A 19,566-nucleotide genomic window follows, 5' to 3' on the forward strand; every position below is an offset into this window, starting at 1 on the left:
TCGTCGAGGGAGGACGCCGTGGGAGAGACTGCAACCTATCTGAAGGACGTCGCCGCAGAGGTCATCCGGCCGCAGAGCCAGACCGAGGCAAAGACCGTCACGTCGCTGTTGAAGGACCTTGCGAACCAGGAGGCGGCGCTGGCGGAGGTCATCGCCGGTGATGGCGCGCTCAAAGGGTTCCTGATCGCCGCACTTTCCCTCTCGCCCTATCTTCGTGAGACCGCGTCGGTTTCTCCGCATCTGCTGACGACTGCGGTGACGGAGCCGCTGGAGCCGACGCTGGAGCGGCTGGTGACCGAGACCCGCCACTGCTGGAAGCCGAGAGAGGGCAGGACTCCGTCCGAAGCGGAGGTAATGACGGCACTCCGGTCGCTGAAGCGGAGCGTCTCCTTCCTGGTGGCACTGGCGGATCTCGCCAGGCTCTTCACCGCCCGCGACACGACCCGCTGGCTGACGCTCCTCGCGGATGCAGCGGTGGCGGCCGCGATCGACCACCTGCTGCTCGTCGGCCACGAGAGCGGCAAGTTGACGTTGAAGGATCCGCAACAGCCGAGCATCGGCTCAGGGCTGATCGTGCTGGGCATGGGCAAGCTCGGCGGCTACGAGCTCAACTATTCCTCGGACATCGACCTCGTCATCTTCTTCGACCCGGAAAGCGGCATCCTGCCGGACTCGCTGGACGGTTCGGAGATTTACGGCCGGATGATGCGCCGGCTGGTGCGCATCCTGCAGGAGCGCACGGCCGACGGTTATGTCTTCCGCACCGATCTTCGCCTGCGCCCCGACCCGGGCTCGACGCCCCTTGCCGTGCCGGTGGAGGCAGGGCTGCTCTACTATGAGAGCCGCGGCCAGAACTGGGAACGCGCCGCCTTCATCAAGGCGCGCGCCATGGCGGGCGACCTGGAGGCCGGCGAATGGTTCCTGCGCCAGCTGGTGCCCTTCGTCTTCCGCAAATATCTCGACTATGCGGCGATTGCCGATATCCATTCCATCAAGCGCCAGATCCACGTGCACAAGGGCCATGGCGCGATCGCGGTGAAGGGGCATGACGTCAAGCTCGGCCGCGGCGGCATTCGCGAGATCGAATTCTTCGCCCAGACCCAGCAGTTGATCGCCGGCGGTCGCATGCCGCCGCTCAGGACCCGGCAGACCGAGGTCGCGCTGGAGATGCTGGCGGAGGCGAACTGGATCACCCCGGCAATCGCTGCCGAACTGACGGAAGCCTACTGGTTCCTGCGCGACGTCGAGCATCGCATCCAGATGGTGCGCGACGAGCAGACCCACCGCCTCCCGGATAGCGAGGCGGAGCTGAAGCGCATCGCCTTCATGCTGGGATTTTCCGATACGGCCGCCTTCTCGGCAAGGCTGGAGACAGTGCTGCGGACGGTCGAGAAGCGCTATGCGCGGCTGTTCGAGCAGGAGACCAAGCTCTCGGGCGTCGAAGGAAACCTCGTCTTCACCGGCCAGCAGGACGATCCGGAGACGCTGAAGACGCTCGCCTCGCTCGGCTTCGAGCGGCCCGCGGACATTTCCCGCGTGATTCGCACCTGGCATTACGGCCGCTATCGCGCCACCCAGTCGGTGGAGGCGCGCGAGCGGCTGACGGAGCTGACGCCTGATCTCCTGAAGGCGTTCGGAGAAAGCAGCCGTGCGGACGAGGCGCTGCTTCGTTTCGACAGCTTCCTCTCCGGCTTGCCGGCCGGCATCCAGCTCTTTTCCCTGATCGGTAACAATCCAGCGCTGCTCTCGCTGATCGTCACCGTCATGTCCTCGGCGCCGCGGTTGGCGGACATCATCTCGTCGCGCCCGCATGTCTTCGACGGCATGCTCGATCCCGGCCTGATGGCGGAACTGCCGACGCGCGAATACCTTTCCGAACGCCTGCGCACCTTTCTGACGGCCGCCCGCCACTACGAGGAACAGCTGGACCGGCTGCGGATCTTCGCGGCGGAGCAACGCTTCCTGATCGGCATCCGTCTGCTCACCGGGGCGATCGACGGCATTCAGGCAGGGCGCACCTTCACGGATCTCGCCGACCTGCTGATCGAGCAGGCGCTGCTTGCTGTGGAGCGCGAAATCGAGGCGGCGCATGGTCGTTATCCGGGCGGCCGGGTGGCGCTCATGGGCATGGGCAAGCTCGGCAGCTTTGAACTGACGGCAGCCTCCGACGTCGACCTGATCCTGCTCTACGACTACGACGATGAGGCCGGGGAATCCGACGGAGCAAGGCCGCTCGACAGCAGCCGGTACTTCACCCGTCTGACACAACGCCTGATCGCGGCGCTCTCGGCCCCCATGGCCGAAGGAGTGCTTTTCGAGGTGGACATGCGGCTGAGGCCGTCCGGCAACAAGGGACCGGTAGCAACCCGGATCCGGACCTTCCGCAAGTATCAGCAGGAGGAAGCCTGGACCTGGGAGCACATGGCGCTCACCCGGGCTCGGATGGTTTGCGGCGATCGCGGACTGGTGGACGAGGCTTGCGCTGTCGTCGCCGAAACGCTCTCGCGGCAGCGTGAGGAACAGAAGATCGCGACAGATGTGCGCGAAATGCGCGACCTGATCGAGCAGGAAAAGCCGCCGCGCGACATCTGGGACCTGAAGCTGGTCCCCGGCGGGCTCATCGATATCGAGTTCATCGCCCAGTATCTGCGGCTGGTTGCGCCGGCTCGAGGGTTGACGATCGACACCAACGGTATGAGTACGATGCAGGCGCTGGAGGCGCTTGGCAACGAGATGCTGCCGCCCGACGACCTGACGACGGTACGAGAGGCGCTCCGCCTCTTTACCGAACTCTCGCAGATCATCCGGCTCTGCATCGACGGGCCGTTCTCACCGAAGGAGGCGCCCGCCGGACTGGTGGAGCGGGTTTCGAGGGCAGGGGACTGCCCCGACGTCCGGACGCTGGAGGGAGAGGTGAAGCGGCTGTCGAAGGCGGTTCGCGGGATATTCCGCAAGCTCGTCAGCTGATCGACGGGCGGGGGACTGCGAAAGTCGCGCATTCCGGAACGCTGAGCGACACCACCGTGCCCTTGCCGACGCAGGATCGGATCCGCATGCTGCCGCCGTGCAGGGCGACCAGGGAGCGGGAGATCGCGAGCCCCAGCCCCGAACCGCCCTTGCTCTTGGCATACTGGCTCTGCACCTGCTCGAAGGGCTGGCCGATCTTGGCAAGTGCGGTCTTCGGAATGCCGATGCCGGTATCGGCGATCGTCAGCAGGAAGCCGGATTCGGAACGGCGGGCCCTCACGATGATCCTGCCGCCCTCGTCGGTGAATTTCACCGCGTTGGAGAGCAGGTTCAGCATAACCTGCTTCATGGCACGGCGATCACCGACCATTTCCAGATCGTCCGAGAGGCACTGCTCGATCGTGATCTTCTTCTCCTGGGCGGAGATCGCGGTGAGGCGCAGGCTCTCTTCGATGAGCGGCACGAGGTCGATCGCCTCGCACTGGATCTTCATGTGGCCGGCCTCGATCTTCGACATGTCGAGGATGTCGCTGATCAGGTTGAGCAAGTGCTTGCCGCTGTCATGGATGTCGCGGGCATATTCGCTATATTTCGGCGAGCCGACCGGCCCGAACATCTCGTTGACGAGGATTTCCGAGAACCCAAGGATGGCGTTGAGCGGCGTGCGCAGTTCGTGCGACATGTTGGCGAGAAATTCCGACTTCGCCTTGTTGGCCGCCTGGGCGCGCTCCTTCTCCGCCTGATAATTGGCATTGGCGATCGACAGCTCTTCCTTCTGTTTCTCCAGCTTCTTCTGCGAGGCAGAAAGGTCGCCGACCGTCGCCATCAGGCGGCGTTCGGAATCGCGCAAACGGTCCTGCTGGCGCTTCATGAGGGTGATGTCGGTGCCGACCGAGACCATGCCACCGTCGCGGGTACGGCGCTCGTTGATCTGCAGCCAGCGATCGTCGGCAAGCTGAACTTCCGTCGTGCGCGACAGCCCGTTCTGGTCCGCATCGGCAATTCGCCGCTCGATCACCGGTCGCGCTGCGGCGGCCTTGACGACGGAGCGTTCGGTGCCCGGAACCAGCACGTTGTCCGGAAGACCATAGGCCTGCTGGAAGTGGGCATTGCACATCACCAGCCGGTCGTTCTTGTCCCAAAGCACGAAGGCCTCCGAGGTGCATTCGATAGCATCGGCCAAGCGCTGGTCGGCCTCCGCATAACGCTGTGCCAGCCGGTGCTGTTCGGTCACGTCCATGGCAATGCCGATCACATGGGTGCGGCCGGCGGCGGTCCGCACCACCTGCGCGCGGGCGCGCATCCAGACATAGTGGCCGGCGGCATGGCGCATGCGGAAGATCTGGTCGACCTGCTTGGCATTGCCGCGGCTGATGGCGCGTGCAAGCGCATAAAGATTGCCGTCGGTCGGATGCATCATCCGCGCCGCATCCGCAAAGGACATGACATTGCCTGCGGGCGGATAGCCGAGCATCTCATACATGGAGCCGGACCAGAACAGCCGGCGGTTGGCGACATCGAAGTCCCATAGTCCACAGCGCCCGCGCGACAGCGCGGTCTCGATGCGCAGATTGGCCTCGAGGAAGGTCTCGTCCGCCTCCCGCGCCCGCTTCACCTGCATGTAATAGGCATAGAGGATGACCAGCAGGATCACCGAGATGCAGGTGAACAGCGTCACGTTGAGCGATACTTCGTGCCGCCAGAAATACTGTATCGGAGCAAGCGAACGGGCCACGACGATGAGCGCGCCATCGTCGCCAAGCGGCTGGATGGCCGCATAGTGCGCGTCTTCGCCTATGGTCGTCTCGATCAGGCCGGATCCGACGAACCGACGCTGGGCCGCGGTTTCTGGAAGAAGCGACGTCAGCTGGCGCCCGACATAGGAACCGGCGGTAATACCGCCGAAAATCTTGCCGGAAGGATCGACCAGGAGAAGGAAGGCATCGGGATGAAGACGGTCAGCGGGCAGGAATTTCGCCAGCTGCGCCTCGGCAGCCGCGCGGTCGCCGGCGCTCAGCGCGGCGTCATGTCCGGCAAAGGCCGCGACGGCGGTAGCGGCAACTAGCGCCGTTGCGTCCCGCGCGCCTTCCTGAAGCCGCTCGTATTCGGAGACCAGGCCCAGGCTGCGCGAGGTTGCGACCACCGCCAGGAAGGCGAGGATGAGGAGCGGGATAGAGCGCTTCAGGACCAGTTCGACGCGCGGCATCTGACGCGATATCGGCGTCACCGTCAGGTTGGGCCGGCCCGAGAAGAGCCGGGATGCCCCATCACGCCCCGGAATCTTGAGACGCAACCATCCATCGCCGGCGGCGTCCCGCCGCACGTCCGCCATCGTTTTCATAAGTCCCCTCATGGAAATCCGGCGCGCCGCTCGCCCGAATCTGACTTAATGAATCACGAGTGATTCGCCGTGTCCAGAGGTTGTTTAAGACATTTTTAAATCTTCGATTCGGCCGGATTCTCCGGCGGAATCAGAGGTTGTAGAGGGGAGAGGTTCAACCCTTCAGCATGCGGTCTACAATGTCGCGGACATCGCTGGAAAGCTGGACGCTGCGGTCGATTGTCAAGAGAGCCGCCCGGGCGTGATCGGCCCGCACGGGCTCCAGGGACCGCCAGGAACGCATGGATGTGAGGAGGCGAGCCGCGAGCTGCGGGTTCTTCGGATCGATCGCGAGGATCCGCTCCGCCAGGAACCGGTAGCCCTCGCCATCGGCCCGGTTGAAGCCCGTCGGATTGGAGAAGGCGAAGCTGCCGACGAGCGCGCGCACGCGGTTCGGATTGCTGGCGACGAAGTGACGGTTTTCCATCAGCGCCTTTACCCGATCGAGCGCGCCGGCGCCCGGTATGGTCGCCTGCACCGAAAGCCACTTGTCGATGACGAGCGGGTTGTCGTCAAAGCGCGTCACGAATGCGCCAAGCGCGGCGTCGGCCTCCTCGGCGTCTGGGAAACGGTGGGCCAGCACGGACAAGGCCTGCACGAGATCCGTCATATTGTCAGCCGATGCGAAGGCCTCGGCTGCCCGGACCGGCGACTGTTCGGCATAGGTCAGATAGCCGAGTGCGCTGTTGCGAAGCGCGCGCCTGCCGGCGCTCGCAGCGTCGGGGCTGAAGCCGGCACCGTTCTCCATCGTGTCGAAGAGGTGCTGGAACACCGGTCTTCCGGCATCGGCGACTGCGGTCAGGACGGTGGTGCGAGCCGTATGGATGGCGTCTGGATCATTGTTGCTACCCAGTTCGCGGGCGATATCCGCCTCGCTCGGCAGCGCCAGGACCTGGGCCCTGAAGGCAGGCTCCAGCGCGTCGTTTCCGGCAATCTCGATCAGCGCGGATATAACGGCCGGCGGGCAGGTGACTGTGCCGCCGTCGCGAACATCGCGGGCACTCTCCATGAGTACGGGGAGGATCAGGTCATTCAGCGCCTGCCAGCGGGCGACGAGATCGCTGTCGTGGTGTGCGATATGGACCAGATCATCGGTACTGCGGTCGAGATGCAGGTTGATCGGCGCCGAGAAGCCACGGTTGAGCGACAGGACCGGCCGCGAGGAGATGCCTGAAAACATGAAGGTCTGCTTGCGTTCGGTCAGGTGCAGGACGTCGCCCGTCACCTCTCCGCCTGCCACGGCAGTGGGTGTCGCGGTGGAGCCGTTGTCGAGGATCAGCGCGAAGGAGAGCGGAATGTGCATCGGCTCCTTGGCGGATTGGCCCGGTGTGGCGGGGATCATCTGCTCCAGCGACAGCGTGAAGGTGGCTGCCGCGGGATCATAGGCGCCCGAGGCGGAGACCATCGGCGTGCCCGCCTGATGGTACCAGAGAGAGAACTGCGACAGGTCGCGGCCGTTGGCGTCCTCGAAGCACTTGACGAAGTCTTCCACGGTAGCCGCGTCGCCGTCGTGGCGCTCGAAATAGAGATCCATGCCCTTCTTGAAGCCTTCCGCTCCGAGCAGGGTGGCGATCATTCGCGTGACTTCCGAGCCCTTTTCGTAGACGGTCGTCGTGTAGAAGTTGTTGATCTCGCGGTATTTCGTCGGCCGCACCGGATGGGCGAGTGGTCCCGCGTCCTCCGGGAACTGCTCCGACTTCAGGTGCCGTACCTCGGCTATGCGCTTGACCGCGCGCGAGCGCATGTCGGCGGAGAACTCATGGTCCCGGTAGACCGTCAGGCCCTCCTTCAGGCACAGCTGGAACCAGTCGCGGCAGGTGATGCGGTTGCCGGTCCAGTTGTGGAAGTATTCGTGGGCGATGATCGCCTCGATATTGGCATAGTCCTGGTCGGTGGCCGTCTCCGGATCGGCAAGAACATACTTGTCGTTGAAGACGTTGAGACCCTTGTTCTCCATCGCTCCCATGTTGAAGTCGGAGACGGCGACGATCATGAAGATGTCGAGGTCGTATTCTCGGCCGAAGCGCTCCTCATCCCACTTCATCGAGCGCTTCAGCGCATCCATGGCATAGGCGGCGCGCGGCTCCTTGCCGTGCTCCACATAGATCTTCAGCGCCACGTCGCGGCCGGACATGGTGGTGAACGTGTCTTCGACGACACCGAGATCTCCGGCGACCAGCGCGAAGAGATAGGAAGGCTTCGGATGCGGATCGAACCAGGCGGCGAAGTGCCGGCCTTCGTCATAGTTGCCGCCGCCGAGGAAATTGCCGTTCGAGAGCAGCAGCGGGTTCGTGGCCTTGTCGGCAATGATGGTGATCGTATAGGGCGCCAGCACATCCGGGCGGTCGGGAAAATACGTGATGCGGCGGAAGCCTTCAGCCTCGCACTGCGTGCAATAGACGCCGTTGGTCCGATAAAGCCCCATCAACTGGGTATTGGCTTCGGGATTGATGAAGGTGGTGACGGTGATCTCGAAGGGCACTGCTTCCGGCAGGTTCCGGATCGTCAGGCTCTGCGGCGTGGCATCATACTGACCTGCCGGAACCTCGTTCTGGTCCAGAAGCAGGCCCGAAAGCGTCAGCTCGTCGCCATCGAGCACCAGAGGCGCGCCCGGATCGGCGCCATCGCGGCGATGGAAGATCAGCCTGGCATCGACCTTTGTGTTGGTCGGGTCGAGTTCGAAGGTGAGGTCGACGCGTTCCAGGACGAAATCGGTCGGGCGGTAGTTGGCAAGTTCAACCGTCTTGGTATCGGATGTACCCATAAGTACAGGGTTCCTATGCGTGCTTGAAAAACGAGAGGCCTGGGCAGCAGGCCTGCGAACGCGACCGAACCTGAATCGGTCTACAACCAGCCTCACCGCTCAAGGATTCCGCCGCGCGGTTCGGTAGGTCTGCAGAATAGGGCAAGCGCGGGTCCTTCGGTGAGCGAGACGGCGCCACGATATCAATGGGTTGCTAACACGATCCTAACGGCTGCAGCTTCTTTTAAGTGCAAGCGTGCCGAGACGAAGTCTATCGGAAATCGCGGTGAGGATTTTCTCTACCACCGGAAGGTTCCGGCAGCACTTGAGGTGAGGGAACCACTACGCTCGGCAGCTGGAATGAACCCGCCGCCAGACGCCTCGTCTGGGGGCGGGTAAAAACTGTTCGTATCAATCGCAGGCTTGCTGCGCCGCGGTGGCAGCGGCAGTTTTCTCGCCTTCCTGCTGGGCGGCGACATCTTGCCCGGACGTGGCGAGAGAGCTGCTTTCTCCCATCGGCATGTCCTTGCCGTCCTTTGCCGCCGTTTCCGGAAGAGCTTCTTTGCTGGTAGTCGTCGTACCGGTCGAAGACTCCGTCTTCACCTGGCCGGCATCGCCCTCCAGGGGTGCATGGGTTCCGTCCTTTGCAATGCCCGCTTGCTGCTCCGTGCTGACCGAGCCGGTCGTTTCCGGGCAGTCGGCGAAGCTGGGGCTGTGGGTGGCAGCTATCAAAGCGATAGTTGCCGGCATCAAGACAATCATTTTCATGGCTCATCCTCCTTTGCCGACTGACGAACATCGGTGGAGAGGCCTTTGTTCCTTGTTCCGACCGACCGCAGCGACTCGGGCAGTGTTCGTGCCACCTTCGCCATTGTCCGAGGCCAACCGGGGCGCAGTCGCTAAGGCTTCGCTGGGGCGACGGCGTGAGCATCCATCAGCAACATTGATGGGAATTCGGCACAATTTGCTTTGATCTTAGCCGTACTCCGATAGTTTCGGTTGCACCCGCCACCATGTCCCCGTCGAGTTTGCAATGCCCGAGAATGCCAGATGACCGTTGATGCGGGCAATTCCCTGCGCGGGATCATGTTCAAGATCATTTCCGTCGCGATTTTCGTGCTGATGCAGACCTGCATCAAGGCCGCCGGAAGTGGCGTCCCGGCCGGGCAGATCACCTTCTACCGTTCTGCCTTTGCGCTGATCCCGATCATTGCCTACCTCGCCTGGCGACGCGACCTGCGCACGGCGGTCCATACGGATCAGCCCTTCGGTCATTTCAAGCGCGGACTGTTCGGCGTCATGTCCATGGTCCTCGGCTTCTACGGTCTTGTCCACCTGCCGCTGCCGGAGGCGATCGCCATCGGCTATGCCTCACCGCTGATGGCGGTGGTCTTTGCGGCGCTGCTCCTGGGCGAGCAGGTGCGGCTTTACCGCTGGAGCGCCGTGGTTGCCGGCATGGTCGGCGTACTGATCGTGTCCTGGCCGAAGCTGACGCTGTTCAGCGAGGGAGGTTTCGGGTCCACCCAGGCTTTGGGTGCGGCCGCAGTGCTGGCGGGCGCGGTCCTGAGCGGGCTTGCCATGGTGCAGGTGCGCCAGTTGGTGAAGACGGAGCGGACGCCGACCATCGTCTTCTATTTCTCGCTGTCAGGCGCGCTGTTGTCGCTGCTGAGCCTGCCCTTCGGGTGGACGGCGCTGACGGGGGAACAGGCAATGCTGCTGATCGCGGCCGGCATCTGCGGCGGGATCGCCCAGATATTCCTGACCGAGAGCTACCGGCATGCGGACGTATCGGCTGTGGCGCCGTTCGAATACACGTCTTTCATCCTGGGGATTGCGATCGCCTTCGTCATCTTCGACGACGTGCCGACTGCGCCGATGATGATCGGTACGGCAATCACGGTGGCAGCCGGGATCTTCATCGTCTATCGGGAGCGGCGGCTCGGGTTGGAGCGCAAGGCGGCGCGCAAGGCTTCAGCGCCGCCCGGCTGACCGCTGGTTAAAGCGGGATGTAGGCCGTCGTCGCATTGGCGGGGCGAGCGTCGCCGCGGCGGACGGCACCAGCATGGCGGTATTCGCGGGCGGCGCTGACGGCGGTGCTGATGCCTTCGAATGTTTCGCGCAGTGCGCGGATAGGGTGAAGCTGGCTCATGATCCTGATTCCTTCCTCGTCTCGGTTCAGCGCTCGCGGAAATCCGTGAAGATTGCGGACGGTCGGGTGATCTTGTCCATCCGGCCGATGGCGCGCGCCGTCAGCTGCTCGTTGGTGGCGGAGCCGAAACGATGGTAGCCTTGCGAAGAGCGCTGCGGCATGCCGGCAGCGCGGAGGCTTTCAAAGCCGGAATGGATGGGGCGGGCACGAGTCATCATTGCCTTGGTTCCTAAATCTGTGGTTCCTCCCAAGACAAACCCAATATTGCGGTGCAGCATCGATTCGGCAATGCGACATAAAGGAGCGCTGCCATGCGCAAATTGCATGGCAGATTTCATAATCCGTTAACATTGATTATTCCCGCGGCATCAGCCGCGCGTGATCGCCTGGGAAAACATGAGCAGGTCGCGCCATGCGAGTGCCTTCGTGGCCGGGGCGCCCAAGAGGTCCTGCGGATGCAGCGTTGCCAGTGCACGGACGGAGCGACCGCCGACCGTCACCTCCCGCCATTCCCCCCGCAGGCTGTGGATCGTACCCGATTCCCCGAAGAAGAAGCGGGCAGGAAAATTCCCGAGCAGCAGTACGTGATCGGGTTCGGTCAAGGCAATCTGGCGGTCGATGAAGGGCTTGCAGATCGCGGTTTCGGCAGGCGAGGGCATGCGGTTGCCCGGCGGGCGCCACGGAATGATGTTGGTGAGCAGCACCGCCTCCCGCGACAGTCCGATGGCTGCCAGCATTCGGTCGAGCAACTGCCCCGTACGGCCGGAAAAGGGCAGGCCGTCGCGATCATCGTCGGCATTCGGCATGGGGCCGATGACCATGATCCGCGCGGCGGGATCGCCGCTGGCGAAGACGGTGGAACGGGCGCCGTTCTTCAGGTTGCAGCTGTCGAAGCTCTCGATCACCGCCTTCAGTTCCGCAAGCGAGGAAGCGCTGTCCGCTGCCCGCTGCGCGGCGGCCACCGCATCGACATTCGGCATGGCGACGGGTGGCGGATTGAGCGGCTGGGTCGCTGCGGCAGCGCGTGCTGGCTGTTGCCGGTCGGGCCGTTGTTGGGGAGCGGGTTGCGAAGCCCTGGCCTGCTCGCGGGCCACCTTCTGCGCCGCAAATTCCGCAACGCGGTCGATCGGCGCATCCTCCAGCAGCCATTCCACGCCGCTGTCCGCATAGAAATGCAGAAGTGCGGAGAGTTCCTGAGGGTCGAGGTCTTTCGCCTGGATCATCAGGCCACTCTAGCGAAGCGGAAGCGGCGGGGGAAGCATCAAGCCGCCCACCGCGCCATCTCGCCACTCTCGCCGATCAGTGCCAGGCCGTGGGCGATCGACAGAAGCTCGCCGCCGCTTTCGATCCGGCCTGCATCGAAGCGCCGGTTGAAGATGTCGCGGACGGCCGGCACGAAGGAGGTGCCGCCGGTGAGGAAGACCTTGTCGATGGCCGCAGGCGCCGTGTTTGTCTCGACCAGTACCTGGTCGAGGGCAGCCTCGATGCGGGACAGGTCGTCGGCAATCCAGCTCTCGAAGTCGCGGCGCCGGACAGTCTTGCGGCCGGCCTTGCCGAGCGGCGCGAAGCTGAATTCCGCCTCGTCCGCCGCCGACAGCGCCATCTTTGTCGCCGATACCGCCTGGTAGAGCGGATAGCCCTCGTCATGCTCGACGAGATCGATGAAGAGTTCGAGCTTTTCCGGTTCCAGGGCAGAGCGGACCAGCGATTGCAGGTCCGCGAACTCCTTCGATCCCTTGAAGATCGACAGCTGGTTCCAGCGTGAGAAGCTCGTGTAATAATTGCTAGGCACGTCGAGCACCTTGTCGAAGCTCCTGAACTGGCTGCCCTTGCCGATCTCCGGCGCGACGAGGTGTTCGATCATGCGCGCGTCGAACTGGTCGCCGGCAATGCCGACGCCGGAATGGCCGATCGGGGTGGCGGAGAGCCTGCCTGCATGGCGCTCGAAGCGGATCAGCGAATAGTCGGTCGTGCCGCCACCGAAATCCGCCACCAGGACATTGGCGTCCTTCTGCAGGTTCTGCGCGAAGTAATGGGCCGCCGCGACCGGCTCGTAGACATAGGCGATCTCCGGAAAGCCCAGCCGCGTCAGGGCCGTGTTATAGCGCTCGAGTGCCAGATTTGCGCTGGCGCTGGCGCCGGCGAACTGCACCGGCCGGCCGACGACGATGCGCGAGACCTCTGCCGGCCAGGCCTCGCCCGCATAGGCGGAAAGCCGCCGCAGGAAGATCTCCATCAGGTCCTCGAACTGGTGGCGGCGCGCGAAGATCAGCGTACCCTGGAAGAGCGGGCTTGCCGCAAAGGTCTTGATCGATTGCAGGAAGCGGCAGTCTCCCGGATTGTCGATGAAGGCTCGGATTGCCGCCTGTCCCGCCTCGACCTTCAGCGCCTGCGCGCCGAGTTGCCTGTCCTTCATGAAGGAGAGCGCCGTGCGCATCGTGTCGGTGGTGCCGGCACTGCTCGAAAACGGCATGGACTGCGTGGCACCATCGCCTTCCGCCAATGCAATGACGGTGTTGGTCGTGCCGAAATCCAGCCCCAGCGCGCGTGCCATGGCGGTGCTCCTCGTCCAGTCGTGATCGTTGAACCCGGAGCATCCGCCCGGAACGCCAAAGGGCGCCTGCCGCGCCCCGGTGAAATCGAGCGCGCCTGATGGCACAGGGCGGGTGGGATGGCAAGGGAGGGGGAGCTAGACCAGCGCCCTGGTTTCCGCCGCCATCTCCGCCATCCAGTCGGAAAACGCCGTCATCGCCGGCGTCGGGGTGCGGGATTTTAGCCGCGTCAGCCAGTAGCTGCCCTTGGAGACATAGACGGGGAAGGGTTGTTCCAGTGCGCCGGAGGCAAGGTGGCGGGAGAACATCAGCGGCGGGGCGAGCGCGACGCCGGTGCCTTGCAGCGCCGTTTCCACCATCAGCACGGAGGAATCGAACACCGGCCCGGTGATCGCCGGGGCGGGGGCGCCGGCGGCCTCGAACCAGCCGGGCCATTCGTCGGCGCGGTAGGAGCGGAGCAGTGTTTCCCGCCCGACATCCTCCGGATGCCTCTGCCTGGCCGCGATCGCCGGTACGCACAGCGCCGAAAGCGGTGCCTCGAACAAGGGTTCCGCCTCCGTATCGTGCCAGGCGCCGTTGCCGAAGCGGATCGCATAGTCGAGGCCTTCGGCGGCGATATCGACGCGGTTGTTGTTGGTGGAGAGCCGGACGTCGATGAAGGGGTGGCGGGCGCGAAAGCCGCCAAGGCGCGGCAGGAGCCAGCCGACGGCGAAGGTGCCGACGGCGCCGAGCGTCAGCACCTCGCGCATGTGCCCGCCTTCGAAGCGCTCCAGCATGTCCGCCATGCGGTCGAAACTGTCCTTAAGCGTCGGCAGGAGCGCCAGCCCTTCCTCGGTGATCATGAGCCCGCGCGGCAGCCGGCGAAAGAGGGTGACCCCGAGCCGCTGTTCGAGGAGCTTCACCTGATGGCTGACGGCGGCTTGCGTGACGCAGAGCTCGATCGCCGCACGGGTGAACGATAGATGCCGGGCGGCGGCCTCGAAGGCGCGCAGCGCGTTCAGCGGTAGATGCGGCCGGACCATGCAATGCCCCAGTTTTTCTTATGGCTCCCGCCAGTTATCATCGTTTGCGGCGCTCCCGCAACGGGCCCTAGAAATGGCGCGTTCACATCGAGGGAGACATATCATGATCCTGGAAAGACGAAGCCTTCTGGCCACTGCCATCGGCGTTCTTGCCGCATTTATTGCCACAGGGCCGGCATCCGCCGCCGGTCCCATCCGCTGCACGGTGGTGGTGGACGCCGAAAGCGGCGAGGCGATCCACCGGCAGGGAGCCTGCGATGAGCGCGTCTATCCCATGTCGACCTTCAAGCTGCCCTTGGCCATGATGGGCTATGACGCCGGCATTCTGACCGACGAAAAAACGCCGCGCTGGGACTACCAGGCGAAGTTCGGCGGTCCGGCGCGGGTGAAGAAGGCCTTCGACCCGACCGGCTGGGAGCGGGAATCGATCGTCTGGTATTCCCAGGAGATCACCCGCCGTCTCGGCGAAGACCGGTTCGGCGACTACGTGAAGACCTTCGCCTATGGCAACGCGGACGTCTCCGGCGGGCCTGGGAAGCTGGACGGATTGACGGAGTCCTGGCTGATGTCGTCGCTCAAGATCTCGCCGGACGAGCAGGTGGATTTCCTCCGCCGCTTCCTGAAGCGGGAACTGCCGCTCTCGGATCATGCGGTGGCGATGACGCAGGCGATCACCCCGCGCTTCGAGGCGGCGGACGGCTGGGTGATCCACGGCAAGACCGGCAGCGGCCGGATGCGCTACGCAAACGGCAAGCCCAGGAGCGACCGTCCCATCGGCTGGTTCGTCGGCTGGGCGGAGAGGGAAGGGCGAGAGCTCGTGTTCGCGCGGCTTCTGGTCGATGCAAAGCCGCACGACGAACCGATCAGCTTCGTGGTACGGGATTCGCTGATCGAGGACCTGCCGGGACTGGTGGCAGATAGATAACCAGCGACGCCGGGCGATCTGCTAGGCGACGGTCGTCGCGACCATGTCCGGGTGCAGCCTGATCACCCGGATATAGGCAATGGCGAAGTCCGGAGGAGTGACGCGAGCCTGTTCCCAATCACGCAATGTGCCGACCGGGACTCGAAATCGGGTGGCGAAAGCCGACTGGGAGAGGCCAAGCTCGGTCCGCGTCTGGCGGATGAGGCGTGCTCGCTGACCCCGTTCCAATGCTTCGGCTGTAACGTCGAAGTCCTCGGGGTCGGCCGGATCAGCCGGAAGAATGATAGGCTCGGTCTTCACCTGTGTTGCTCCTTCTCACGGAGATGAAGCGAGGAACTCGGCCCGCCAGACGAAGATGCCGGTGAACAGCTTCTCCTCCACCAGCCCGATGACCTTGAAGCGCTCCTCGCCATCGACCTCCCGGATCGACGGCAGAACGAGATGGTTCATGTCCTCAAGGATCCGGTCGCCGAAGCTGTAGACAAGCCGTGCTTCTCGCGGTTGATGGCATCCTTCGTAGGGTCAAACCGTGGCGTCACGTGAGAGCCAGTATACGGAAATTCCGTATCTGCGCAAGTAAGACCCCTACCGCCGCGCCCACCACATCAGCGCCATTCCCGCCAGCGCCAGGATCGCGCCGTAGAGGATCCACGGCGACTGGTCGATCATGAAGCTCGAGGGGGTAGGGGAATATGCCGCTGCCCTGGGCCATCCAGAGGAGGCCCATGAGGATGGCGAGGGCGCCGATCACGATGCCGAGACGCTTCATGGGCGGCGTCCTCCCGCAGGACGGATCAGGATTCGCCGAGGAACTGGTCGTCGCCGAAGCCCGGCCCATGCGGCTCGTCGCGCAAGAGCTTCCACGAGCCGATCAGCACGATCAGGCCGAAGGCGACCACCAGCGAGCCGTTGATCGTCCAGACGCTGAGTTCGCTCATGAAGCCTGTCGCCGGCAATTGGATGATGCCCGTGCCGTGGCCGACCCAGGCGAGGCCGACGATGATGATCGCAAGCCCTGCCGCGACCATCCAGTTCCTGATCTTCTCCAAGCTTCCCTCCCATGGAGCAATTTGTCGCACCCACATTAGCAGAGACGAGGCCGGATTCCAGGGATTTCGCAAGGCCTTGATATTTGTCAAGTCCGCGTAGGAAACCCTGCGCGGCACTGGGGAAGCCCTAGATCGATTTGGAGGCGCCGCCATCCACCCGCAGCATCGTTCCGGTGACGTAGCTCGCCGGGACCGAGCAAAGGAAGGCCGCGGCTGCGGCGAACTCCTCCACCTTGCCCAGACGTCCTGCGGGGATCGACTTGACGGAAGCGGCGCGGATCTCCTCGATCGGCTTGCCCTGGCGCTTCGCATTGGCGCCGTCGAGCTCGTCGATGCGGTCGGTGTGGATGCGGCCCGGCAGGATCATGTTTGAGGTGACGCCATAGGAAGCGACCTCGGCCGACAGCGTCTTGTTCCAGCCGACGAGGGCTCCGCGCAGCGTGTTGGAGAGCGCCAGGTTCGGGATCGGTTCGAAGACGCCGGAGGAGGCGACCGTGAGGACGCGGCCGAAGCCCTGCGTCTTCATCAGCGGCAAGAGCGCGTTAGTCAGCGTGATGACGCGGACGACCATGGACTGGAAGAAGTTGTAAAGCTTTTCCGCATCCATCTCCTCGGCCATGCCTGGCGTCGGGCCGCCGGTGTTGTTGACGAGGATGTCGATGCCGCCGAGCTTCTCGTGGACGGCTTTCAGCATCGCATCGACGAAGTGCGCATCGGCGAGGTCCGCCTCGACCCAGTCGGCCTTGCCCTTGCCGGCGGCGTTGATGGCCTCGGCGTTGGCCTTCAGCTTGTCGCCGCTGCGGCCGCAGAGGAGCACATGCGCGCCTTCGTCTGCAAGTGCCCTGGCAATGCCGAGGCCGAGGCCGCGTGAGGAGGCGAGAACGAGCGCGCGCTTGCCGGCCAGTCCGAGATCCATGGTGATGTCCTTCCAATGCTGTGAATGCGCAGCGAACTTAGCGATGCGAGCGGGCGTCGAAAAGGCCCGGCGCTGCGAAAACGATCCAGGTCAAAGCGCAAATGTTCCCGAGGCACGATAGATGCAGGCGAAGGTTCAAAGCTGGAACCGGCGGGCATGGTGCGCGCCGTTTTCCGGCAAGGAGTGACGGGGAGGAGCTGTGGATCAGCTGGCTGATGAAGGAGGTGGCGTTGAAGGCCACCTACAATGCCATGCTGCGTGGCAAGGCTTGAGGGGAGGCGACAATGCAGGACATGCGCTTGAAACCATGCTGGCGGTCTTCCAGGAGATGTTCGGCCCGGTGCTTTTCTGGATCCTGGTGCTAGCGGCCATCGTCATCACCCTCCTTTACCTCTACGTGCTGGCGCGGGACCGGGCGCTGTCGATGCGCAAGTTCCTGATGGCGCAGCTCTCCATGCCGATCGGGGCGGTGGCCGCGGTGCTGTTTGTCCAGGCGGTCACGGACTCCCACTTCCGCGACATTGGCGGGCCGGTCGACATGATCGTGCTGCTGGGAGTTGCGGTTCTGGGGGCGGTCGGACTGGCGATCCTCGTCTACACGGCGCAATCGCTGGTGCGGCGGCACCCCTAAGGCGTAGCGCACTCCTTTGGCGGTCTTTGACATTTGCCGTTTCTGCCACTAGGAAACGCGGCATGTCTGGCTGCGAGAGTTGCAGCTACGCGCCACGGCGCCCGAACATTCCGAAAGACCAAGAAGATGACCGATCACGAAGGCGCCGTTCCGGCGATCGCCAAGGCATTGGCGAAGCGCGGCTATGCGACGCTCACCCCCGTCCAGCAGGCCATGCTCGACCCGGCGCTGCAGACCTCCGACGCGCTGGTCTCGGCGCAGACGGGCTCGGGCAAAACGGTCGCCTTCGGCATCGCCATGGCGCCGACGCTGCTCGACGACGGCGAGCGCTTCGACCGAGCAGGCGCGCCGCTGGCCTTGGTGATCGCTCCGACTCGGGAACTCGCCATGCAGGTGAACCGCGAGCTCACCTGGCTCTACGAGATGACCGGCGCGGTGATCGCCTCCTGCGTCGGCGGCATGGACATCCGCAGCGAGCGGCGGGCGCTGGAGCGCGGTGCCCATATCGTCGTCGGCACGCCCGGCCGCATCTGCGATCACATCCGCCGCAATGCACTCGACATGTCGGAGCTTCGGGTCGCGGTGCTCGACGAGGCGGACGAGATGCTCGACCTCGGCTTTCGCGAGGACCTGGAATTCATCCTCGACGCAGCACCAGAGGGCCGGCGGACGCTGATGTTCTCCGCGACGGTGCCGTCGGGGATCGCCAAGCTTGCGAAACGCTACCAGCGCGATGCGGTGCGCATTTCGACCACGACGGAGGAAAAGCAGCACGCCGACATCGAGTATCGGGCACTGCTCGTCGCTCCGTCCGACCGCGAGAACGCCATCATCAACGCGCTGCGATTCTATGATGCGAAGAATGCGATTGTGTTCTGCTCTACGCGCGCAGCGGTGAACCACCTGACGGCACGTTTCAACAACCGCAACTTCGACGTCGTAGCGCTTTCCGGCGAGCTGACGCAGAACGAGCGCACGCACGCGCTGCAGGCCATGCGCGACGGCCGCGCCCGTGTCTGCATCGCCACCGACGTCGCCGCCCGTGGGATCGACCTGCCGGGCCTCGACCTCGTCATCCACGCCGACCTGCCGACAAATTCCGAAACGCTGCTGCACCGCTCCGGCCGCACGGGCCGTGCCGGCAATAAGGGTGTGAGCGCGCTGATCGTGCCGGTCAACCAGCGTCGCAAGGCAGAGCGCCTGCTGGCAGGCGCCGATGTGACGCCGACCTGGGCGCATCCTCCGTCTGCCGACGAGGTGATTGCGCGCGACCAGGAGCGCCTGCTGGCCGACCCGGTGTTCGACGAGGCGCCGCGCGAGGAAGAGCAGGAGCTGATTGCCCGTCTGGTGGAAACCTATGGCGCCGAAAAGCTCGCTGCCGCTTTCGTCAACCTGCACCGGGCAAAGAATGCCGCGCCGGAAGACCTGCTGCCCGTTTCGCTGGATGGCGGCCCGCGCAAGCCGCGCGATGCGAACCAGGGGGATCCCGCCTCGCGGCCGCTTACGCCCCGCGGCGATTTCGGTCCCGCCGTCTGGTTCTCGCTGTCGGTCGGCCGAAAGCAGCGCGCCGAGCCCCGCTGGTTGATCCCCACCATCTGCCGCAACGGCGATCTCTCCAAGAACGAGATCGGCGCGATCAAGATGCAGGCGGACGAGACCTATGTGGAGATTGCCGCCGACCATGCCGAACGCTTCATGGCGAAGCTCGGCAAGGACCGGATGATGGACCGCGGCATCCGCGTTACCCGCCTCGACCAGGCGCCGGACTTCAGCAAGTTTACCCGAGGTGGTGACGACGAGGCCCCGCGCCGCGATGGCCCGCGGATGGACAAGCCGTGGAAGGGCAAGAAGTCCGGTGATGGCGATGCCGCCGAGCGGCCCCGGCGGGAGAAGCCGTTCCGCGAGAGACCTTCCGGCGAGGCGCCTGCACGGGACTGGAAACCGAAGGGCAGGTCCGCTGACGCGCCGCGCGACATGCGCAGCGTCGACGACGAAGTCTGGGGTGAGCCGAAGCCGAAGGCGAGCTTCGGCAAGGGCAAGCCTGCCCGTGGCGGCGATACGGCGGGGCATCCGCAGAAGAAGAGCGCCGGCAAGGCGTTCGGCGACAAGCCGTTCAAGGGCAAGGCTTCCGGCAAGGATACTGCGGGCAAGCCGTTCGGTTCGAAGGGCAAGGCGGGTGGCGGTCCAAAGAAGTTCGGCAAGGGGAACGACCGCGCCCGGTGAATGGTGCCC

At 64.4% G+C, this 19,566-nt stretch carries 17 protein-coding genes and 1 pseudogene; 5 read left to right on the plus strand and 13 right to left on the minus strand.

Translation table 11 applies throughout. From position 1 onward, the window contains the following. Positions 1 to 18 precede the first annotated feature (18 nt). Complete coding sequence (locus tag FN060_RS15015; protein WP_142588802.1) at positions 19 to 2,967, plus strand: bifunctional [glutamine synthetase] adenylyltransferase/[glutamine synthetase]-adenylyl-L-tyrosine phosphorylase; 2,949 nt, start codon at positions 19 to 21, stop codon at positions 2,965 to 2,967. Here the strand turns inward: FN060_RS15015 and FN060_RS15020 are convergent. The 3 genes from FN060_RS15020 to FN060_RS15030 form a co-directional block, all read right to left on the minus strand. Continuing rightward, complete coding sequence (locus tag FN060_RS15020) at positions 2,960 to 5,299, minus strand: PAS domain-containing sensor histidine kinase (protein WP_142588879.1); 2,340 nt, start codon at positions 5,297 to 5,299, stop codon at positions 2,960 to 2,962. The genes FN060_RS15015 and FN060_RS15020 overlap by 8 nt on opposite strands. Positions 5,300 to 5,462: 163 nt before the next feature. Continuing rightward, positions 5,463 to 8,111, minus strand: coding sequence for an aminopeptidase N (gene pepN, locus FN060_RS15025; protein ID WP_142588803.1), 2,649 nt, complete (start codon positions 8,109 to 8,111; stop codon positions 5,463 to 5,465). A gap of 390 nt (positions 8,112 to 8,501) precedes the next feature. After that, positions 8,502 to 8,858 (minus strand): hypothetical protein, encoded by a 357-nt coding sequence (locus FN060_RS15030; protein ID WP_142588804.1) that lies wholly within the window; start codon positions 8,856 to 8,858, stop codon positions 8,502 to 8,504. Positions 8,859 to 9,140: 282 nt separating this feature from the next. Between FN060_RS15030 and FN060_RS15035 the strand changes: the two genes are divergently transcribed. After that, the gene (locus tag FN060_RS15035; RefSeq protein WP_142588805.1) at positions 9,141 to 10,079 is read left to right on the plus strand and encodes a DMT family transporter; all 939 of its coding nucleotides are present in this window, start codon (positions 9,141 to 9,143) and stop codon (positions 10,077 to 10,079) included. Between the two features lie 7 nt (positions 10,080 to 10,086). Here FN060_RS15035 and FN060_RS15040 read toward each other — a convergent pair whose 3' ends face one another. The 5 genes from FN060_RS15040 to FN060_RS15060 form a co-directional block, all read right to left on the minus strand. Then, positions 10,087 to 10,239 (minus strand): hypothetical protein, encoded by a 153-nt coding sequence (locus FN060_RS15040; protein WP_183949932.1) that lies wholly within the window; start codon positions 10,237 to 10,239, stop codon positions 10,087 to 10,089. Positions 10,240 to 10,265: 26 nt separating this feature from the next. Next, positions 10,266 to 10,565 (minus strand): hypothetical protein, encoded by a 300-nt coding sequence (locus tag FN060_RS23545; RefSeq protein WP_425312174.1) that lies wholly within the window; start codon positions 10,563 to 10,565, stop codon positions 10,266 to 10,268. A 42-nt stretch (positions 10,566 to 10,607) separates the two neighbouring features. Further along, positions 10,608 to 11,462, minus strand: a complete 855-nt coding sequence (locus FN060_RS15050; RefSeq protein ID WP_142588806.1) for a uracil-DNA glycosylase — start codon at positions 11,460 to 11,462, stop codon at positions 10,608 to 10,610. A gap of 38 nt (positions 11,463 to 11,500) precedes the next feature. After that, positions 11,501 to 12,793: an Hsp70 family protein gene (locus FN060_RS15055; RefSeq protein ID WP_142588807.1), complete on the minus strand. Its 1,293-nt coding sequence runs from the start codon at positions 12,791 to 12,793 to the stop codon at positions 11,501 to 11,503. Between the two features lie 135 nt (positions 12,794 to 12,928). Beyond that, positions 12,929 to 13,813, minus strand: a complete 885-nt coding sequence (locus FN060_RS15060; RefSeq protein WP_142588808.1) for a LysR family transcriptional regulator — start codon at positions 13,811 to 13,813, stop codon at positions 12,929 to 12,931. Positions 13,814 to 13,916: 103 nt separating this feature from the next. Between FN060_RS15060 and blaOXA the strand changes: the two genes are divergently transcribed. Beyond that, complete coding sequence (gene blaOXA, locus FN060_RS15065) at positions 13,917 to 14,738, plus strand: class D beta-lactamase (protein WP_142588809.1); 822 nt, start codon at positions 13,917 to 13,919, stop codon at positions 14,736 to 14,738. Between the two features lie 21 nt (positions 14,739 to 14,759). Here blaOXA and FN060_RS15070 read toward each other — a convergent pair whose 3' ends face one another. From FN060_RS15070 to FN060_RS15090, 5 genes and pseudogenes are all read right to left on the minus strand, one after another. Next, positions 14,760 to 15,038: a helix-turn-helix domain-containing protein gene (locus FN060_RS15070; RefSeq protein ID WP_142588810.1), complete on the minus strand. Its 279-nt coding sequence runs from the start codon at positions 15,036 to 15,038 to the stop codon at positions 14,760 to 14,762. A gap of 15 nt (positions 15,039 to 15,053) precedes the next feature. Beyond that, positions 15,054 to 15,188, minus strand: a complete 135-nt coding sequence (locus tag FN060_RS23400; RefSeq protein WP_280514332.1) for a BrnT family toxin — start codon at positions 15,186 to 15,188, stop codon at positions 15,054 to 15,056. A 135-nt stretch (positions 15,189 to 15,323) separates the two neighbouring features. Next, positions 15,324 to 15,507, minus strand: a pseudogene (locus tag FN060_RS15080) (hypothetical protein). Between the two features lie 25 nt (positions 15,508 to 15,532). Further along, positions 15,533 to 15,787, minus strand: coding sequence for a hypothetical protein (locus FN060_RS15085; RefSeq protein WP_142588811.1), 255 nt, complete (start codon positions 15,785 to 15,787; stop codon positions 15,533 to 15,535). A 127-nt stretch (positions 15,788 to 15,914) separates the two neighbouring features. Further along, entirely contained in the window at positions 15,915 to 16,703 is a 789-nt protein-coding gene (locus FN060_RS15090) for an SDR family oxidoreductase (protein WP_142588812.1), read from the minus strand. Between the two features lie 307 nt (positions 16,704 to 17,010). On the opposite strand from FN060_RS15090, the gene FN060_RS15095 reads away from it, so the two are divergent. Together FN060_RS15095 and FN060_RS15100 are read left to right on the plus strand one after the other, a co-directional pair. Further along, positions 17,011 to 17,334 carry a DUF5368 domain-containing protein gene (locus FN060_RS15095; protein ID WP_142588881.1) on the plus strand — a complete coding sequence of 108 codons (324 nt, stop codon included), beginning with the start codon at positions 17,011 to 17,013 and terminating at the stop codon, positions 17,332 to 17,334. 126 nt (positions 17,335 to 17,460) lie between these two features. Next, positions 17,461 to 19,557 carry a DEAD/DEAH box helicase gene (locus FN060_RS15100; RefSeq protein ID WP_142588813.1) on the plus strand — a complete coding sequence of 699 codons (2,097 nt, stop codon included), beginning with the start codon at positions 17,461 to 17,463 and terminating at the stop codon, positions 19,555 to 19,557. Positions 19,558 to 19,566: the final 9 nt, after the last annotated feature.

The organism is Pseudorhizobium halotolerans, from assembly GCF_902153235.2.
Classification (GTDB): domain Bacteria; phylum Pseudomonadota; class Alphaproteobacteria; order Rhizobiales; family Rhizobiaceae; genus Neorhizobium; species Neorhizobium flavum.